Annotated in this window: 15 protein-coding genes; 6 read left to right on the top strand and 9 right to left on the bottom strand. The window is 34.1% G+C overall.

Features of this window, described 5'->3' with window-relative positions:
- Nucleotides 1–218: 218 nt before the first annotated feature.
- On the top strand, nucleotides 219–1160 hold the full coding sequence (locus G3A47_RS17375) for a UDP-3-O-(3-hydroxymyristoyl)glucosamine N-acyltransferase (RefSeq protein WP_166924653.1): 942 nt from the start codon (nucleotides 219–221) through the stop codon (nucleotides 1158–1160).
- A 25-nt stretch (nucleotides 1161–1185) separates the two neighbouring features.
- Complete coding sequence (locus G3A47_RS24760; RefSeq protein ID WP_458294227.1) at nucleotides 1186–1428, top strand: hypothetical protein; 243 nt, start codon at nucleotides 1186–1188, stop codon at nucleotides 1426–1428.
- Nucleotides 1429–1767: 339 nt separating this feature from the next.
- Here G3A47_RS24760 and G3A47_RS17365 read toward each other — a convergent pair whose 3' ends face one another.
- Complete coding sequence (locus G3A47_RS17365) at nucleotides 1768–2118, bottom strand: helix-turn-helix domain-containing protein (protein WP_166924651.1); 351 nt, start codon at nucleotides 2116–2118, stop codon at nucleotides 1768–1770.
- A gap of 478 nt (nucleotides 2119–2596) precedes the next feature.
- Between G3A47_RS17365 and G3A47_RS17360 the strand changes: the two genes are divergently transcribed.
- Together G3A47_RS17360 and G3A47_RS17355 are read left to right on the top strand one after the other, a co-directional pair.
- A complete protein-coding gene (locus tag G3A47_RS17360) occupies nucleotides 2597–6028 on the top strand; it encodes a hypothetical protein (protein ID WP_166924649.1) in 3432 nt (1143 codons plus the stop codon).
- Between the two features lie 62 nt (nucleotides 6029–6090).
- The gene (locus G3A47_RS17355) at nucleotides 6091–6642 is read left to right on the top strand and encodes a hypothetical protein (RefSeq protein ID WP_166924647.1); all 552 of its coding nucleotides are present in this window, start codon (nucleotides 6091–6093) and stop codon (nucleotides 6640–6642) included.
- 248 nt (nucleotides 6643–6890) lie between these two features.
- On the opposite strand, the gene G3A47_RS17350 is transcribed toward G3A47_RS17355, so the two are convergent.
- The 5 genes from G3A47_RS17350 to G3A47_RS17330 form a co-directional block, all read right to left on the bottom strand.
- Nucleotides 6891–7457 (bottom strand): DUF6705 family protein, encoded by a 567-nt coding sequence (locus tag G3A47_RS17350; protein WP_166924645.1) that lies wholly within the window; start codon nucleotides 7455–7457, stop codon nucleotides 6891–6893.
- Between the two features lie 175 nt (nucleotides 7458–7632).
- Complete coding sequence (locus tag G3A47_RS17345) at nucleotides 7633–8199, bottom strand: DUF6705 family protein (RefSeq protein ID WP_166924643.1); 567 nt, start codon at nucleotides 8197–8199, stop codon at nucleotides 7633–7635.
- A 185-nt stretch (nucleotides 8200–8384) separates the two neighbouring features.
- On the bottom strand, nucleotides 8385–8936 hold the full coding sequence (locus G3A47_RS17340) for a DUF6705 family protein (RefSeq protein WP_166924641.1): 552 nt from the start codon (nucleotides 8934–8936) through the stop codon (nucleotides 8385–8387).
- 181 nt (nucleotides 8937–9117) lie between these two features.
- The gene (locus G3A47_RS17335) at nucleotides 9118–9684 is read right to left on the bottom strand and encodes a DUF6705 family protein (protein WP_166924639.1); all 567 of its coding nucleotides are present in this window, start codon (nucleotides 9682–9684) and stop codon (nucleotides 9118–9120) included.
- An 11-nt stretch (nucleotides 9685–9695) separates the two neighbouring features.
- Nucleotides 9696–11102, bottom strand: a complete 1407-nt coding sequence (locus G3A47_RS17330) for a hypothetical protein (protein WP_166924638.1) — start codon at nucleotides 11100–11102, stop codon at nucleotides 9696–9698.
- A gap of 597 nt (nucleotides 11103–11699) precedes the next feature.
- Between G3A47_RS17330 and G3A47_RS17325 the strand changes: the two genes are divergently transcribed.
- A complete protein-coding gene (locus tag G3A47_RS17325) occupies nucleotides 11700–12770 on the top strand; it encodes a glycosyltransferase (protein WP_166924635.1) in 1071 nt (356 codons plus the stop codon).
- A 2-nt stretch (nucleotides 12771–12772) separates the two neighbouring features.
- Here G3A47_RS17325 and G3A47_RS17320 read toward each other — a convergent pair whose 3' ends face one another.
- From G3A47_RS17320 to G3A47_RS17310, 3 genes are all read right to left on the bottom strand, one after another.
- Nucleotides 12773–14068: a porin gene (locus G3A47_RS17320; RefSeq protein ID WP_166924633.1), complete on the bottom strand. Its 1296-nt coding sequence runs from the start codon at nucleotides 14066–14068 to the stop codon at nucleotides 12773–12775.
- A 168-nt stretch (nucleotides 14069–14236) separates the two neighbouring features.
- Nucleotides 14237–15316, bottom strand: a complete 1080-nt coding sequence (locus tag G3A47_RS17315; protein ID WP_166924631.1) for a sensor histidine kinase — start codon at nucleotides 15314–15316, stop codon at nucleotides 14237–14239.
- 122 nt (nucleotides 15317–15438) lie between these two features.
- A complete protein-coding gene (locus tag G3A47_RS17310) occupies nucleotides 15439–16122 on the bottom strand; it encodes a response regulator transcription factor (protein WP_166924630.1) in 684 nt (227 codons plus the stop codon).
- Between the two features lie 231 nt (nucleotides 16123–16353).
- Here G3A47_RS17310 and G3A47_RS17305 point away from each other — a divergent pair, with 231 nt between their 5' ends.
- Entirely contained in the window at nucleotides 16354–19131 is a 2778-nt protein-coding gene (locus tag G3A47_RS17305; protein WP_166924628.1) for a TonB-dependent receptor, read from the top strand.
- Nucleotides 19132–19258: the final 127 nt, after the last annotated feature.

Genomic DNA, 19258 nt, shown 5'->3' with positions numbered 1-19258 from the left:
ATAAAACCGTAAAAAAATTATTCAAAAAAAGCAGTTCTAGTTAAAAAAGTAAGACTTTTCTTTTCTTAACAAAAAAGTAAATTAATTCTTATATATTGCAACTGTTTACATATCAAAAATATTTTACGCCTTATAGTTCCACTTACAAAAAAATGATCCTTTCATTAATTGAATTTCTCAAAATACAAATACGTTAATAATTAAAAAATACAGCAAAAATGAAATTCCAAAATATCTACTCATTAAAAGAAATAGCTGGAATTATCAATTCCACCTACATAGGTCACGACAATTTCCCGGTATACGGCATGAACGAAATTCATGTAGCAGAATCAGGCGATATCGTATTTGTTGATCATCCTAAATACTATAAAAAAGCTTTACAATCGATGGCGACTATAATACTCATTAACAAAAATGTCGAATGCCCTAAAGGAAAAGCTTTGCTTATATCTGATGATCCATTCAGAGATTTCAATATACTTACAAAATATTTTAAGCCATTCCAACCATTTGGCAGTACAAGTATAAATACTATTTCAGCCACTGCCCAAATTGGAGAAGGTACCATAATACAACCTAATTCTTTTATAGGACATCATACAAAAATTGGCCAAAACTGTTTAATACATGCTAACGTCACTATTTATGACAATGTTGAAATAGGGAATAATGTTGTTATTCATTCCGGAACAATCCTTGCTGCTGATGCTTTTTATTTTAAAAAACGACCTGAAGGTTTCGATCAACTTTTATCATCTGGCAGGCTAATTATAAAAAATAATGTTAGCATTGGTGCTTTATGTACAATAGACAAAGGAGTTACTGGTGATACAGTTATTGGTGAAGGTACAAAAATAGACAATCAGGTACATATTGCTCACGACACTACTATAGGAAAGAATTGCTTAATTGCCGCACAAACGGGTATTTCTGGCTGTGTCACGATAGAAGATGAGGTAACTATCTGGGGACAAGTAGGTATTTCCAGCGGGATTAAAATTGGTAGCAAAGCAATACTAATGGCCAGATCAGCGGCAAATAAATCTCTTGAAGGAGGAAAATCGTACTTTGGATCACCCGCAGAAGACTCAAGAACAAAAATGAAAGAACTCATTTATATCAAACGTATCCCCGAAATATTAAAAAAACTCAAATAATTATAGCAAACATCACATTTAAGCATTGCTTATAATTTTTAACTTTCTTTACGATAAATCCTTCTTAAAAAAATCACCAAACTACGATTTTATTTACGATCAGGTCGTGAGTTTTGAGGAATTAATTTCGCCCCCAATTCTAAGTCATTTTATGAATTTCATGGGAATCAAAACACAGTCGCTTGATGCTCATAATTTTATCAAAACCAATACAAATTACAGAGATACCGAAGTAAATTGGAAAATTACACAACCCAAACATCAGTAAGCTTTTTGCTTTAATCCACAAGTTCAAAATCAAAGTAAATCTGATTCAGAACTCTGCTATCAGTTTCTCTGTTTGTGTTGAGGATAAATTTGAAAATTTCAACAAGCTAAATGCCATCCTATCCAAAAAATTCAAAGTAGATTACAGCGAAAATGTAACCCTGTATACGCTTCGCCACTTTACGGAACAAGCGGCAAAAACGGTTGAAGAAAACAAAGAAGTCTTATTAAAACAAGTAAGCCGTGAAACGATACAAATCGTTACCAAGGAAACAAATTAATTATTTTCAGGTTAAGAAATAATCTTCGAAAGAGATATCACCACAAGTGAGGCTTTTGTTTATTGCTCTTTTTCCCTTTGTAAATCCTTAATTGTTTGCTGTAATTCAGAAATTTGTACTTCATACCTCTTTATTATTTTTCGATACACATTGAGCAAAGCATTTTGAGTTAGTTCGTCGTTTACAGCCCATGTACCTTTTATTTCTACTTCCTTTTCAAATAATACTTCAGGTGTTATCTCAAAAATTTCACAGATTTTGGCAATATGCCATACCCACAATTGACTTTCACCACTCTCCATATAAGCATAAGCTGATGAAGAAATAAATAATTGATTGGAAACCCACTCCTGTGTCCATCCTCTATTTCTTCTCAGAGTTTTTAATTTATGACCAATAAATAAGTTCATGATTTACAAAAAAATAAAGTCTTAAACCTGAAAAAAAATCTTAATCAAGCTACTTCATTTGCACGTAAAACTAAAACAAGATTATATATAAGTATAAGATGATTTTATATATGACTATTTACAATTTATAAGTGTTAATCAGCAGAACTTAACAATACAAAAGACATTAAACAATAACTTGTTCATGATAAGTATACTTACTGTTTTATCAGATTACGAAAGAATAAATCATCTTTAAAAAAAATGATCCCGGCAAAGCCACTAAATCACCAGGTTTTTTATATCCGTACATTTGCTTCGCAAGTTCGCTATCGCTCGGATTGCAGATTACATGTTTTTTTTCCGGAAGAGTCCCAATAATAAATCTGCGTGAAAAAATGTATTACAAAGTAAAATTTCACTAAATCACACCAATACAAAAGCAGCCGAATTTCCCAATTATAAATACTACTTTTGACTTTTGAGAGTTAAAGTATTTATGTTGAAAAAATTACTGTTTCTTACGGTGTTTCTTTGGTATTCCGGACTACAGGCCCAGAATACAGAATCGGCATACCAAACCAAAAAAGTAATGGTAACACGAGATACTATTCGGCTCGAAAAATTCAGCATCAATTCCGGTTTTTTTGAGCTTTTAAATACTAAAAAAGAACCTATTGATTCTACTTTCTACAAAATTGATTTCAAAAAAGGGACACTGCTTCTCAATGAAAAATTTATACCAACATCCGACACTTTAATTGTAAACTATTTAAGATACCCTGATTTCTTAACTAAAGAATATGGTCTTTACAACGAAAGTCAGGTCGTTAGCAATGATATCGGCTCTGAAAAACTATACAAACTCAAAAACACCAACACCAAAAAAGTCACTCCCTTTGATGGTTTAAACACCTCGGGAAGTATTACCCGTGGCGTTACCATTGGCAACAATCAGAATACGGTACTAAATTCGAATCTGGATCTTCAGATTACGGGAAAAATATCCGACAAAATAAGTTTAAGAGCTTCTCTTCAGGATAGCAATATCCCTTTGCAGGATGGCGGATACTCTCAAAAGCTCGATCAGTTTGATAATATCTTCATGGAACTCTTTACCGACGACTGGAACATTCGCGCGGGTGATGTTTTTTTAGAAAACAGAAAAACACAATTTTTAAGTTTTAATAAAAAGGTACAAGGACTTTCAACAAGTTTTGATTTTGATACCGAAAAAAGTAAAACCAATATTTTTGCTTCTGTTGCTTTTGTAAAAGGACAATATGCCAAAAGTACTTTTACCGGTCAGGAAGGCAATCAGGGCCCTTATAAATTAAAAGGTCAGAACGGCGAACTCTACGTTTTGGTCATTTCGGGTTCTGAGCGGGTTTATGTAAATGGTGTACTGCTCAAACGTGGAGAAAACAATGACTATGTAATCGATTATAATGCCGGCGAAATTGTTTTTACTTCGCTCTTCCCGATTACCTCAGAAATGAGGATCAATATAGAATACCAGTATTCAGATCGCAATTACAACCGTTTGGTGACTTATGCCGGAGCAACGCATGAAAACAAAAATTGGAGTTTTGGCGGTTATTTATACTCTGAAAATGATTTAAAAAATCAACCTTTACAACAAAACCTTTCTACAGAACAAGTTCAGATTTTAAGCCAGGCCGGAGATGATCAGAGTTTAATGACGGCCCCATCTGCCTATGAAGACAAATACGCAAACAATAAAATTTTATACAAAAAAACAACCCTTAACGGCATTGAAATCTACGAGTATTCCAATACGCCTACTGATGTTTTATACAATGTAAAATTTAGCCTTGTTGGAAACAATCAGGGGAATTACATCATACAAAACAACAATTCCGTAGAACGCATCTACCAATATGCAGCTCCCATAAATGGAATATTACAGGGAAATTACGAACCGATCGTAAAACTGGTTGCTCCTATGAAAATTCAGGTAGCCACTTTTTTAGGAAAATACAATCCGGACGAAAAAACACTGGCCGATTTTGAAGTCGCGATAAGCAACAATGATAAAAATTTATTCTCCGGCATTGACGACTCCGATAACAAAGGAATCGCTCTAAAGACCAATCTCAAAAAACGCCTTTTTTCGAGAGAATGGACATTGGATGCTTTTGCCAATTATCAATTTGTACAAGACAATTTCAAATCTATAGAACGTTTGTATACGATTGAATTTAATCGGGATTGGAACTTAAACAACTCCCTTTTGGGAAATCAGAGCCTATTGGTAGCGGGTTTAAATTTTGATTTATTGGCCAAGAAAAAAACTTCAAATAGCACTTTTATTACCTACCAATTTGAAAAATTGGATTTTACCGAAAGCTATTCAGGATCAAGACATACGGTAAACTTTTTTGCAAAATTACACCAATGGACGATTGAAAATCAGGGAAGTGCTCTTAGTTCTGATGCCACTGCTTCGACTTCTAAATTTATCCGAAATCGTACTAAAACCAAATATCATTTTGGTAAAAACTGGGTTGGCGGTAGCATTCAGATCGAAGACAACCAACAGAAAGATAAAATCAGCAATCAGTTTTCGGCTTTAAGTCAACGGTTTTCAGAGTATGGTGTTTTTGTGGGTCGTGGCGACAGTACCAAAGTTTTTGTAGAACTGGGTTATTTGCAACGTCGTAATGACAGTTTACAAAATGGTTTCTTACAGCATGTCAACGATTCGAAAATGTATGTCTTGAAATCAAAATTAATACAGAACAAAAAAACAGATCTGGCAGTTTATGCCAGTTACCGAACCTTAGAATTTACGGATGCCTCCCGAAAAAAGGAGCCATCTTTAAATTCAAGAATACTTTATAACGATCGGTTTTTTAATCAGTTTATGCAAATCGGAACCGTGTACGAAACCAGTTCAGGAACTATTGCACAACAGGAATTTACTTATATTGAAGTTCCAACAGGACAAGGAGTTTACACCTGGAATGATTATAATGGCAACGGTGTACAAGAACTGGAAGAGTTTGAAATTGCACTCTTTCCCGATCAGGCAAAGTTTATCCGTATCTTTTTGCCCAACCAAATCTACATCAAAACCAATCAGAATAAATTCTCACAATCGGTAACTTTAAATCCGTTGCAATGGCAAAACGAAACTGGTTTCAAAAAACTGGCTTCCTATTTTTACAATCAGACTTCGTTTATTATGGATCGAAAAGTAAAAAATAACGGCGGCCGTTTTGAACTAAATCCGTTTAATTCTTCAGATGAGAATTTGCTTGGACTCAATTCGAGTTTTAGAAACAGTCTTTTTTACAACCGCGGAAAACAGAAACACTCAGTCACCTACTCTTATCTGATTAATAAAGGAAAAAATCTGCTTTCGATTGGCTCTCAGGAGGTGAAAAACAATTCACATCAACTGCAATACACACATCTGTATCAGAAAAGCTGGTTGTTTAATTTCTTTACCAAAACAATCAAGACTACATTGTTTTCAGAAGATTTCACCGAAAAGAATTATAATCTGCAAGGATATCAAATTGCACCAAAAATCAGTTATTTATTTTCAAAAAACACCAGTCTGGATTTCTTTTACGAATTGCAGAACAAAAAAAACCAGATTGGAAACTTCGAAACTTTAGCTCAAAACCGACTTGGAACTTCTTTTTCTTATGCAGGAGATAAAAAAGTAACGATAAACGGAGAGTTCTCTTTTTATGAAAATAAATTTACGGGGAATGAATTCTCCTCAGTAGGATTCCAGATGTTAGAAGGACTTCAGGCAGGGCAAAATTTAGTCTGGAAATTGCTTTTGCAGAAGAATCTAACACAGTTTCTGGATGTTAATTTAAACTATCAAGGCCGAAAAAGCGAGACGGGAGCAACTGTTCACACGGGCAACGTGCAGCTTCGTGCTTATTTTTAGCACTTTACAAAAAACCTGTCAAAAAATTGTTTAACTTTAATTGAATTTTAAACGACACTCTTATGAAAAAATTAGTATTACTTTGTCTTATGGTAGTTTTATCTACTAATTTTTACGCTCAGGACATCACCAAAGCAACGAAAAAAACGGAGGCTGCTGCGAAAAAAACAAAAGCCAGCGCTGACAAAACAAAGGCCGATGCCAAAAAAACTGCCGATAAAGCGACAAAAGCAAAAGAGAAAGCAGACAAAACTGCTACCAGCGCTACGAAAGCAAAAACCGACAAAGCTAAAGCAAGTGCCGACAAAGCAAATGCCAGCGCTAAAGCAACTGCAGACAAAACTGCTGCAAAAACTAAGGCAGCAGCAGACAAAACTAAAGCGAGTGCTGACAAAGTGAATGCCAGTTCAAAAGAAACTTTAGATAAAGCGGCAAAAACTAAAGCGACTGCCACAAAAACAGCTACTAAAAAACTTAAAGAGACTAACGAAAAAGCACCGAAAGTTGCAGATAAAGTTACCGGAGAATACAACGGAAAAAAAGTCTATACGGGGCCTAAAGGTGGTAGATATTATATCAACTCTAACGGAAACAAAACGTATATCCAGGACTAAATTGATCATATTTGTTGCCAATACAAAGGAAGAACTGCTACGAGCAGTTCTTCCTTTGTTTAAAAAAATACGCAGGTAAATTCAAAAGTAAGAGACCCGATCTCGCGGATTTGCAATTCGTGCCCGCAATGCATATAAATTTCAGCTTATTATTGTGCCCAAACTTTATGGGCACGGATTTATGTTGTCGGTAAAACAGTAGTAGCAAAAAAGCAGCGTTTCAATAATTTATATGCTGCTTTTTTATACTATTGCTTACTTAAAAACATTGATTTAGTTGGCAATATTTGTTCTGTCACTTTAGGGCATTTACTACCATCTATTATCCCTTGATAAGCCGCTAAAAACAACTTCATTTGTTTATTGTCTTTTGTTGTCGAAATAAAGACTTCTCCAGATTGACCGCATTCTGTATTTTTCCCAAAATAATTCAATACATAATATCCAAGGGACTTGCTAATGTAATCCCCTTTTATTATCAACACATCAGCATTTGGTAAACTTCGGGTATCTTCAATAACATTTCCTGTTGTTGTAGTTATTAAATATCGAACATACAATTGATCTATAAAAAGACCTCTTATTTCACTCTTGTTTTTTGTAAAAATAAAGGTGTAATTTATATTATCATAATTACCTTTCCAAGTCCCTAAATATTTATCTAACAATCCATTTATATCTTTTAGATAAGTACCATCCACAATATCAGCTTCAGTATCTCTGTATTCAATTAGTTTTTCCAAAGGAATAATTTGTTGTCCTTTACATGAAAGTGTTATTATTATAAGACAAGCTAGTATTGTTATTTTTTTCATAGTTGTATATTTTAACAATCCCCGATCTCGTAGATTTACAATCCGTGACCGCAATGAATATAAATTACAGCTTATTATTTTGCCCAAGCTTTATAGGCACGGATTTATCTTATCAGTAAAACAGTAGTAACAAAAAAAGCAGCGTTTCAATAATTTAGATGCTGCTTTTTTCATACTATTGCTTACTTAAAAACATTGATTTAGTTGGTAATATTTGTTCTGCCACTTTAGGGCATTTACGACCATCTATTATCCCTTGATAAGCAGCTAAAAACAACTTCATTTGCTTATTGTCTTTTGTTATCGAAATAAAGACTTCTCCAGATTGTCCACATTCTGTATTTTGTCCGTAATAGTTCAGTACATAATACCCTAGAGATTTACTAATATAATCTCCCTGCATTACCAACGGATCAGCTTGTGGTAAACTTCTAGTGTCTTCAATTACACTTCCTGAAGTTGTGGTTATTAAATAGGAAATTAACAATTTGTCTTTTGAAATACCTAAAAAATCACGTTTGATTTTGGTTACAATAAAAGTATAATTTTTGTTTTCATAAGTTCCTTTCCAAATTCCAAGGTATTTATCCAGTAAGCCATTTACATCTTTAAGATAGGTTCCATCTGGGATTTCAGTATCAGAATCTCTACAGTCAATTGCTCTTTCTAATGGTACAACCTGTTGCGCTTTACAAGACAATGTAATTATTATGAGACTTGCTAGTGTTATTATTTTTTTCATGACTGCATATTCTAACAATTTATATTTACAACCCGATCTCGTAGATTTGCAATCCGTGCACGCAATGCATATAAATTTCAGCTTATTATTGTGCCCAAACTTTATGGGCACGGATTTATCTTATCAGTAAAACAGTAGTAGCAAAAAAAGCAGCGTTTCAATAATTTAAATGCTGCTTTTTTATACTATTGCTTACTTAAAAACATTGATTTAGTTGGTAATATCTGCTCTGCAATTTTAGGGCATTTATTGCCATCAATTATATCCTGTGAAGTAGCTAGGTACAATTTCATTTGTTTATTGTCTTTCGAAGTTGAAATAAAAAGGTCCCCTGATTGACCACATCCTGCATCTTTACCAATATAACCGAGCACATAATATCCAAAATTTGCACCGAAATACAAACCTCTTATTACCAGATTATTCTCATTCAATAAACTTCGTGTGTCTTCCAAAACTGTTCCTGTATTTGAAGTGATTAAATAACGAATAATTAATATATCACTAAAAACTCCTCTGAATTCCTCTTTGTACTTAGTTATAATAAAAGTGTAGTTTTTATTTTCATAAGTACCTTTCCATGTTCCAATGTATTTATTAAGCAAAACATTTACATCTTTAAGATATGTTCCTGTTGGAATTTCGTCTACAAATTTTGTTTCTAAAGGTAGTGTTTGTTGTCCCCTACATGACAATATCATCATAATTATACTTAATATTATTATTATCTTTTTCATGATTTAAAATTTAACAGCTTGAATTTACCCGATCTCGTAGATTTGCAATCCGTGCCCGCAATGCATATAAATTTCAGCTTATTATTGTGCCCAAACTTTATGGGCACGGATTTATGTTGTCGGTAAAACAGTAGTAGCAAAAAAAGCAGCGTTTCAATAATTTAGATGCTGCTTTTTTATACTATTGCTTACTTAAAAACATTGATTTAGTTGGTAATATTTGTTCTGCCACTTTAGGGCATTTACTACCATCTATTATCCCTTGATAAGCCGCTAAAAACAACTTCATTTGTTTATTGTCTTTTGTTGTCGAAATAAAGACTTCTCCAGATTGACCGCATTCTGTATTTTTGCCAAAATAATTCAACACATAATATCCAAGGGATTTGCTAATGTAATCTCCTTGTATTACCAGTGCATCAGCATTTGGTAAACTTCGGGTATCTTCAATAACTTCTCCTGATAATGTGGTTATTAAATAACGAATTTGCAATTCATCGACTGAAATGCCCAAAAAATCATGTTTAGCTTTTGTTATCACAAACGTAAAACTTTTACTATCATAAGTTCCTTTCCAAGTTCCGAGGTATTTATCCAGTAAGCCATTTACATCTTTAAGGTAAGTTCGATCAGGGATTTCAGTGTCAGCATCTCTATATTCAATCATCTTTTCTACAGGAACTATTTGTTGTGCTTTACAGTGCAGCGTAATTATTATAAGGCTTGCTAGTGTTATTATTTTTTTCATGACTGTATATTTTAACAATTTACATTTACAACTTTTTTATTGGCATCTAACACTTTTTTGGTACTTGTTTTATCTTTATTGATTTTATATAACTCAATCCCATTTATATAACCTTTATCTTTTAGAAAACTTAAAAAATAGATTTCTTTATTTCCCTTTTTCATGTAAGTCACATAATCTTTATTCAGGGTTTCAGCATCCCAGTCAAAATTGGTATTAATCTGAGTCGGATCACCAGTGAACCTTAATTGATAGTTTCCATCACTGGAAACCATAACTCCATAAACGCTATCAATAGGAATATTATTAGCTTGTGCATTTTTGACTAGCTTTAAAAACACACCAACATCAGCCGGCGAAAACATCTTTATAGGTTTTCTAGTTAAAAGATCACCTTCCATATTTACTTGTCCAGTTTCATATTCATCCAAATGTGTATGTATATAACCTATCATATCGGCAGTTGTATTTATACGTAATGCATCTGTACTTCCTGAACTTGGAGCAATGGTTAGCTCTGTAAAAGAACCGTTTTTACTTTGCGAATAACCACTTTCATGTTTTTTTTTAGTTTTCTTCTTGAGCTCTTCCAATTTGGCAATAAAATTAGGATCAGCCATTAGTACTTTTATTTTTTCACAAGGATTTGCAGCAGGAGGAGGAGGTGTCCCACCACCGCTGTTTCCACCACCCGGTGAAGTATAACTGCCCGGAGTTGTACCTCCGCCAGTAGGTGGAGTGAAACGCGGCGTATAGATTACCGGAGTTCCCTTACTTGGCCCCGTTACGACAACCGATCTTAGCGGAATTGCGGGACCATCACCATTTCCTAAACCACCACATCCACCATCACCAAAGTCAGCATAAACGCATGGAGGATCTGGCGGAGCTTTAGCTGTCATACTTCTCTTAATCGAGAATTCAGCAACTCCTTCCTCAACCAACCGGTTATTTACAAATTTAGCAGCTCGTACCGGACCTGTTTTTAAATCCCAAACCGTCATATAACCTGTAAAATCTCCCCTGTCAACTGATTGACTCTCCCGTTTCACATTTTTATTGGAATAGGCTTCAAACACAAGGGCTTTGTACTTGTCGTTATCTAACTTATAAATGTACAATTTTTGTTCCCACAATTCCCGCTCCTCTTTTTTGAGCTCCAGAACTGGTACAATAATAGTCGGTGTACCGTCTTCTGATTTTGTAAGCTTTGCTTCTTGCCAATCGTAATTTAAATTTTGAACTAATTCATAATTTTTACCACTAGATTCATACTCCTCAAACCAAGTTTTAGCTGATAAAATTGTTTTAGTCTGATCTGCTTGTTCATCAAAGGCTAACTTTTCAGTTTCGCAATTGATTGCAAGCACAGCAATACTAAAAATAAAAACAGCTCTAATCGCCTTTTTAATTTTCATTCTTCTGCTTTTTTTTACCATTTCATTTTGCATTTTGCCGGGCAGAATTGGATTGGGTTAATTCCCGTGATTCATTCAAAATCATCCGTAGATTATTCTACTAATACAATTATTCAACAAATCCCTAAATTTTAAATGATAACTCAGTACTACTTGTTTTTGGAGAGTTTTTAACAATAAGTAGTATTTCCTGTAATAGCAGTGGTTTTAATTACAGATTATTCTTATAAAAATCAAATATATACATTTTATGTATCAAAAACAATTTGTAAGAATATATTTATTACGAATAAAGTTTTAAAAACAAAAAGCAGTAAAAATAAAATATTGACATTTTGCAATTTCCATTACAAAACCTTTAAAATAAGCGTACTATAATTTATTAAAAAAACAAGTCATTTTTTGCTTAAAAAAACGCTCTAAAAACAAATCAACTGTTAACATAGCAGTAACTTTGCCTCCCTATCCCGTCTTTCACTTATTTCTTTCGAGCAATAACAAGCCTTTACAACAGATATAGAGTTAATAATTTAGTAATATGTACGAAATAACACAAAAAACATATTTCTTTATCTTCGTCTCAAAAAGCGTCACATTATGAGCATTGACTATTCTGCGAACAAAACTATTTTAGTAGCACCTTTAAATTGGGGCTTGGGACATGCGACAAGATGTATCCCTATTATAAAAGCGCTTCAGGAAAACAATTATATCCCAATAATAGCTTCTGACGGTATTGCATTGGCTTTACTGCGAAAAGAGTTTCCGTACATAGAGACACTTGAATTACCATCTTACCATATAGAATATGCCAAAAACGGTAAAAACTTCAAATGGAAACTAATCCAAAATCTCCCTAAAATGATTACAGCCATTTTAGATGAGAAAAAAATGGTAAAGGGATTAATAAAAAAACACGGAATTGACGGTATCATATCGGATAACAGACTGGGTGTTTACAGCAAAAAAATCCCCTCTGTGTTTATGACCCATCAGCTCAATGTGATGACCGGAAATACAACCTGGTTTACCAGTAAATGCCATCAGCACATTATAAAAAAATATGCGGAGTGTTGGGTTCCTGACACTAATGAAACAGTAAACTTAACAGGTACCTTAGGGCATCTCGAAACAACTGAATTGAACCTAAAGTATATTGGTCCACTAAGCAGAATGCGCAAAAAAGAAACGCCTAAACTTTATGATCTAATGGTTATACTGTCGGGACCGGAACCGCAACGCACCTATTTAGATGAAAAGCTGCAAGAAGAAGTGAAACGTTATAAGGGTAAAGTTGTTTTTGTAAAAGGAGTGGTCGAGAAAACGCAAACCAAACAAGAAACCGGGAATGTGACCTATTACAATTTTATGAATTCAAAACAACTGGAACAGACTTTTAACGAAAGTGAATTGGTGTTATGCCGCTCCGGATATACCACTGTTATGGATTTAGCTAAACTAGGTAAAAAAGCCTTTTTCATTCCAACTCCCGGACAGTATGAGCAGGAATACCTGGCTATAAAACTTCAAGATGAAAATCTGGTACCTTATGCAACGCAAAACGACTTTACGATTGAAGATCTTTCAAAAGTAAAATCGTTTAAAGGTTTATCCCAATTTAAAAATAACATCGACTGGGATTCGTTATTTTCTATATTTGAAGCGTAATTTTAGAAGTTAAATTGCAATTGTAATCGCAATACATTCCCTTGTTGTCTGTTGACTGGTAGGGCGCTGTCTACAAAAGCCCTGTCAGCAATAACATATTCTGCGGTAAGTTCAAGTGCTTTAATCGGCTGCCATTCAACTCCGAATTCGAAATCTCTTACGACATAACTTCTCGCATCTTTTTCGTATTTTTTTCCTCCATCATAATACTGAAATTTTGCAAAAGGATACAGATGTTGTTTTTTAAAATCCAGTTTATAATTCAACAAAACATAACCTCCGTTTAGATCTGTTACATCAATCGTTTTTGTCAACGGATTAAAACGAGGTCCTGTACCTATATTATATTCTGTCTGGATTCCGAAAGGTTTTGGATACAACACAAAAGTAGCACCTATTCTTTGATCTCTAATCGACTGAGGATTATTAACCGTAACACCCGACGATACTTCTCCTGCGAAAGCCCATTTCCCGGTATAAGCCTGAATTCCGGGCTCGATAATCTGATTTCCGATCACAAAAGGGTAAGAAATTCTTGAAACAATATTAAGATCTCTGTTTCCGTCTAATTTATTTGCCAACTGTCCGTTGTACACTCCAAAAGCAAAAACACCATAATCACCCGAACCTTTGTAACCGTCTTTTACCAGCATCTCAAAACGCTCTCTGATTTCGCTTGGAGCCCAGTAAAATATAAGTCCCAAATCACGTTCGTTTAATATCGCACTGTTGATTGCATCACTTCGGTCTAATGTTAATCGTTGTGAACTGGACTGCATATTCTCGAATCCATAAGGAATCTTACTTTGTCCTACACGAAGGCGGTATTCTCTCTTTTTATCAAAAGAAACATCAAAATACAAATCTCTGATCTGTACAAAATTTTGAACTCCTGTAGCCGGTGAGCTTGCAAAATCAGGTTGAAAATAGAAATAAACATTTGGATGAACCTGTCCCGAGAACACTAATCGGGCACGTCTGATAAAAAGTCCGTTATTGGCTTTTGCATCAGGGGCTGTAGAAGTTGTTCCCCAGGATTTATCACACTGATCGCAGGAAACTTTATCATTTGTAGAAAGTAAACCATTGTATCTTATTTGAGCATATCCTCTTAATGAGATTCTGTCATACCAATGTTCGGTACCGGTAGCTCCTGATTTGGTATCGGGAAGTTTTGCTTTGTTAATGGAATCCAGAAGACGAATTACTTCCTTTTTCACATCTTCTTTTTTTAAATCTTGGGCATTTGCCAAACAGGTAACCAGTAATAAAACTGCAACTATTTTTCTTTTTATCATTTTTTCTACCGCACTTAATTTCAAGGTGCAAAGATGTATCACCTATGTTAAGATATCATTAACAAGACGTTACTATAATAAGAAGATTTGTTTCGAAATAGTTACGCTACCATGAACCCCTTTCGCAGGCTCAGGTTTTACAGTACTTCGTTGTATTTAAGCTTACATTTACTTAACTTCAGCTTTTTGTGTTTTGTACGCTTTTTCCAGCGTAAAAGAAAACTCAGAACCAATTCCGAACTCACTTTCTACGTATACTTTCTCTTTATGTGCTTCAATAATGTGTTTTACAATGGCAAGTCCAAGTCCGGAACCTCCTTCAGAACGGGTTCCACTCTTATCTACTCGGTAAAAACGTTCAAAAAGCCTTGGAATGTTTTGTTTCTCAACTCCTTCTCCGTTATCACTGATACGAATTAAGACTTTTTTCTTCGTCAGATTTACTACTCCAACCTCTGTCAGACCTCCACCTTTACCATATTTAATAGAGTTCACAATCAAATTTTCCAAAACCTGTTGAATTCTGTCTTTGTCTCCGCGCACAACAACGGAATGCACATTTTTGCTTTCAAAAGCCAATTTGATTTTCTTTTTATCGGCTTTCATTTCCAATAGATCAAAAACATTCTGAATCAGCTCTACAATGTCAAAATCGGTAATCAACAAATTCAAATCCCCCGACTCGAGTTTGGTAATCATATCGAGATCTTCTACGATATAGATCAGACGCTCTACTCCTTTTTCGGCGCGTTTTAGGTATTTTTTTCGGATATTTTTATCATCCATTGCGCCATCAAGCAAAGTCGACACATAACCCTGAACGGTAAACAAAGGTGTTTTAAGCTCGTGCGAAACATTACCCAAAAACTCTCTTCGGTATTGCTCCCGAATTTCAAGCATTTCGATTTCGAGCTTTTTGTCCGTTGCAAACTTTTTAACTTCACGTGAAAGCGTTTCCATATCGGTTGTTATGGGCTGATTGATTAGTGTAGTAGATTCTAGCAACGAAACCTCATCGTATATTTTTTTTACTCTGCGGTATATAAATCGCTCTACACGATATTGTAATACCAAAAAGGAAAAAATATAAACCGAAATAATAAAGACCAATCCAAACGCAATTTGATGTTTTAACTGATTCTTATAAAACAAAGACATCAGAATCAATACAAATCCCGTTGTAAACAGACTTATATAAAATGCTGACTTTACAGCAAATTTGTAGGTTTTTTTAAAATTAATTTTCATTAAAATACAGCAATCGTTTTATTGTTCCTTAATCATTAAAACCACTAAAAGATTAAGCAATTAAGTCTGAACTTAATACATCTTAATCTCTTAATGGCTTAACGTTTTTCCTGAATTTGGTTTTAAACTTCAAATTTATAACCAACTCCTTTTATAGTTTTAAAAAGATCTTCTCCAATCTTTTCACGTAACTTTCTGATGTGTACATCGATTGTTCTTCCTCCAACTACCACTTCGTTCCCCCAAACTTTATCAAGGATTTCATCTCTTTTAAAAACTTTCCCGGGTTTTGAAGCTAATAAATAAAACAATTCGAATTCTTTTCTTGGCAAAGCGATTTCTACATTTCCCTTGATGATTTTGTATTCTTCACGGTTAATCTCGATTCCGCCAACATTTAAGGTATCGCTAACAACTTCTTGTTCTTTTAACCTTCTTAACAAAGCCTTTACTTTGCTTACCAATAATTTTGGCTTTATTGGTTTGGTAATATAATCATCTGCACCCGCATCAAAACCAGCCACTTGCGAATAATCCTCACTTCTGGCTGTTAAAAAGGTTATGATTACATTATTTAATTCCGGTATTTTTCTGATGTGTTCGCAAGCTTCCATTCCATCCATTTCGGCCATCATTACATCCATAATAATTAGGTCCGGCACTTCTTTCTGAGCTTTTGCGATGGCGTCTTTTCCATTTGAAGCGGTTACAATCTGATAGCCTTCCTGAGCAAGGTTATAGCCAACAATTTCCAGGATATCCGGCTCATCATCAACTAATAAAATCTTGGTTTGTGTTTTTTTCATAAAATAGCAAAAATTGAGTTTTCTTATCAAATTTTATACTTTAAAATCTGATAGTTTTTTAATTGCGATGGTAAATATAATGATAAAACGACCGTTAAAAATTGCTGTTAACGGTAATTTAATCTCGTAACAATTTCATAATCTACAGTGCACAAAAACATAACAAGTGCGTAACATGAACTTTACAGGGCGGTTCTTTCTTTGCAAAAAAATAAATTAAACACAACTCAAATGAAATTCAATCTTAAATTTCTATTAATTACATTATTTTTCTGCACGATTTCGATCGCTCAAAACAAAGGTACGATTTCTGGTGTATTAACCGACAAAGAATCAAATAATCAGTCACTACCTTTTGCAAATGTCTTACTAAAAGGAACAAAATTTAGCGCAAACACTGACATTGACGGAAAGTATTCGTTAAGTGTAAACCCTGGAAATTATACCATAGTTTTCAGTTTCGTAGGTTACGAATCTGTTGAAAAACCCGTAACTGTTGTTGCAGGTCAAACAGTAACTGTAAATCAAATCCTTTCATCGGGAGGATTTACTCTAAAAGATGTTGTTGTAAAATCTACAGCAAGTAAACAAAAAGAAACCGCCTTACTATTAGACCAAAAAAATGCAGTTGCTTTTAAGTCTGCGATTGGTGCTGAAGAAATAACAAGAAAAGGGGTTAACGATGTTGCAACTGCAGTATCTAAAGTTAGTGGTGTATCTAAGCAGGACGACTCCGGAAATGTTTTCGTAAGAGGACTTGGAGATCGTTACAATGTTACGACTTTAAATGGTCTTCCATTGCCATCCAATAATCCTGCTAATAAAAACATACTACTGGATATTTTCTCGACCAATATTGTAGATAATATTGGAATAAGTAAAACATTTGAAGCGCAAAATTATGCCGATTTTGGAGGAGCCAATATTGATATTAGCGCAAAAAAATTCAGTGGCAAGCCTTTCCTTACTTTTTCAATTGGTACAGGTGCCAACACAAATGTTTTAGGTCAGGATCATTTTTATTTACAAGACGGACCTTCTTACACCGGATTTAAAACAGTGGGTGTTCCAGATTCTCCATTGAAACCTTATAACTATGCTACAAGCTGGGACCGACAAGAAAACAAAAACGTATTAAATGCTTTCTATGCCTTAACCGGAGGAAGAAAGTTTATACTAAATGACGAAAGTTCAATCGGTACATTTGTTACAGCCTCTTTTAGTGCAAAAAACAAATATACGGAAGGTTACAGCAGAGGAGGTATTACTTCTGACGGAGATATATTGTCTGACTTTTACAGAAAAGCATACAAACACAGTACAACTACAACTGTTATGGGTACGGCAGATTATAAAATCAACAATAAAAACTCAATCTTTTTTACTTCTTTATTTTTAAATTCAAGTGAGCAAGATTACAGCGAATATGAAGGAACTAACGTAAACTTTGATGGTGGTGGTGCTACTGATCTTGATCAGATCTCAGGTTTTATCAAACGTGGAACTTTCGAAAGAACGCGATTGATTGTAAATCAACTAACCGGAAAAAACAAATTTAATGATCAATGGAATTTAAACTGGGGACTTGGATACAGTATTTCCAACAGTGCAATTCCGGATCGTATGCAAAACTCTTTTGTTTATGCTCCTAATGGAACAGACTATACTTTCTTTACCAATTCAAACATCAACAATCACCGATTTTTTCAAGATTTAAAAGAAAACGAATTGGCAGCAAACATTGCTCTTTCTTATAACTTCAACAAAAAAAGTGAAGAGGACGGATACAAAGGAAAAGTAACTTTTGGTTACTCAGGAAAAATGAAAAAATTAGATTACACTATGCAGCAATTTTCATTCTTCCCGGACAGAACAACAATCTCTTTCCCTAAAGAAGACATTCACCATGTTGACAATTACCTGAATGAAGCAAACTTTGGATCCTCTCAATCTAACAGAATACACCAATTGTATAACGGGAACTTAGATATTCATAGTGCATTTGCAAATATTCAGTACTCCCTTACCGAAAAACTAAGCGTAATCTTAGGAGCCAGATTTGAAAAATTGACTCAGGATGTATTTTATGTTACTACTACAGTACCAGATGGAGATAACTCTAACTATTCTAAATTCAATATTCTGCCAAGTTTAATTTCAAAATATACTCTGAATGAGAAACAAAACTTAAAATTCTCTGCGAGTAAAACATATACACTTCCACAATTTAAAGAGAAAGTGCCAATTCTTTACGAAGATGTAGCACAAGCCTATGATGGAAATCCTAAATTATATCCTTCTACAAATTACAATTTTGATTTAGGATGGGAGTATTTCCCGAAATCAGGAGAATTAGTTTCTGTTACCGCGTTTGGAAAAATCATTCAAAATCCAATTAACGAAATGTTCCTGAATTCTTCTTCTAATGATATTACTTATGCTAATACAGGTAAAAAAGCAACAGTAGCCGGAATTGAGTTAGAGGTTAGAAAAGACATTTTTGAAATCGAAAATGAAAACAGCTTAAAAACAAAACTATCCTTTGATGCAAATGGATCTTACCTTTACACCAATCAGGATCTAAGCAACGAAAAAGTAAACGCTGAAAATCCCTTTGGAGCTAATTTCACTTTTACAGAAAGTAAATTAACAGGAGCTTCTAACTTTTTGGCCAATGCTAATATCTCGTTTTTAAATGAATTTTCACACGATAGAGACATCTCGGCAACAGTATCTTATTCTTATTTTTCAGATAAGTTAGCTGTAATTGGAACTTCAAAAGTTGGAAATATAGTAGATAAAGCAGTAAATAAATTAGACTTCATTTTAAATACAAGTTTGACTAAAAGCTTAAAACTGGGTCTTATTTACAACAACATATTGAATCCAACTTTTAAACGTGTACAAGAGCAAGGTGAAGTACCTGGTAAAAGCGCAGTAGGAGATGTATTGGTAACTTCATACAAGACCGGTTCTGATCTTAGACTTACTTTAAACTATACCTTTTAAAAACATACCTTGAAAGAATCACAAAGGTGATTAGCAATAGCTAATCACCTTTTTTTTATGCAATGAAACCCAATGTAAATTTTATATTAAGTCAGCCTGAATTTGATAAGATACCCTTAATACATTA

Origin of the sequence: Flavobacterium poyangense, from assembly GCF_011751075.1 — a bacterium.
In the GTDB taxonomy this organism is placed as follows: Bacteria; Bacteroidota; Bacteroidia; order Flavobacteriales; family Flavobacteriaceae; genus Flavobacterium; species Flavobacterium poyangense.
Note: the sequence above shows the minus strand (reverse complement) of the source record. Positions and strands in the feature narration are given on the sequence as shown.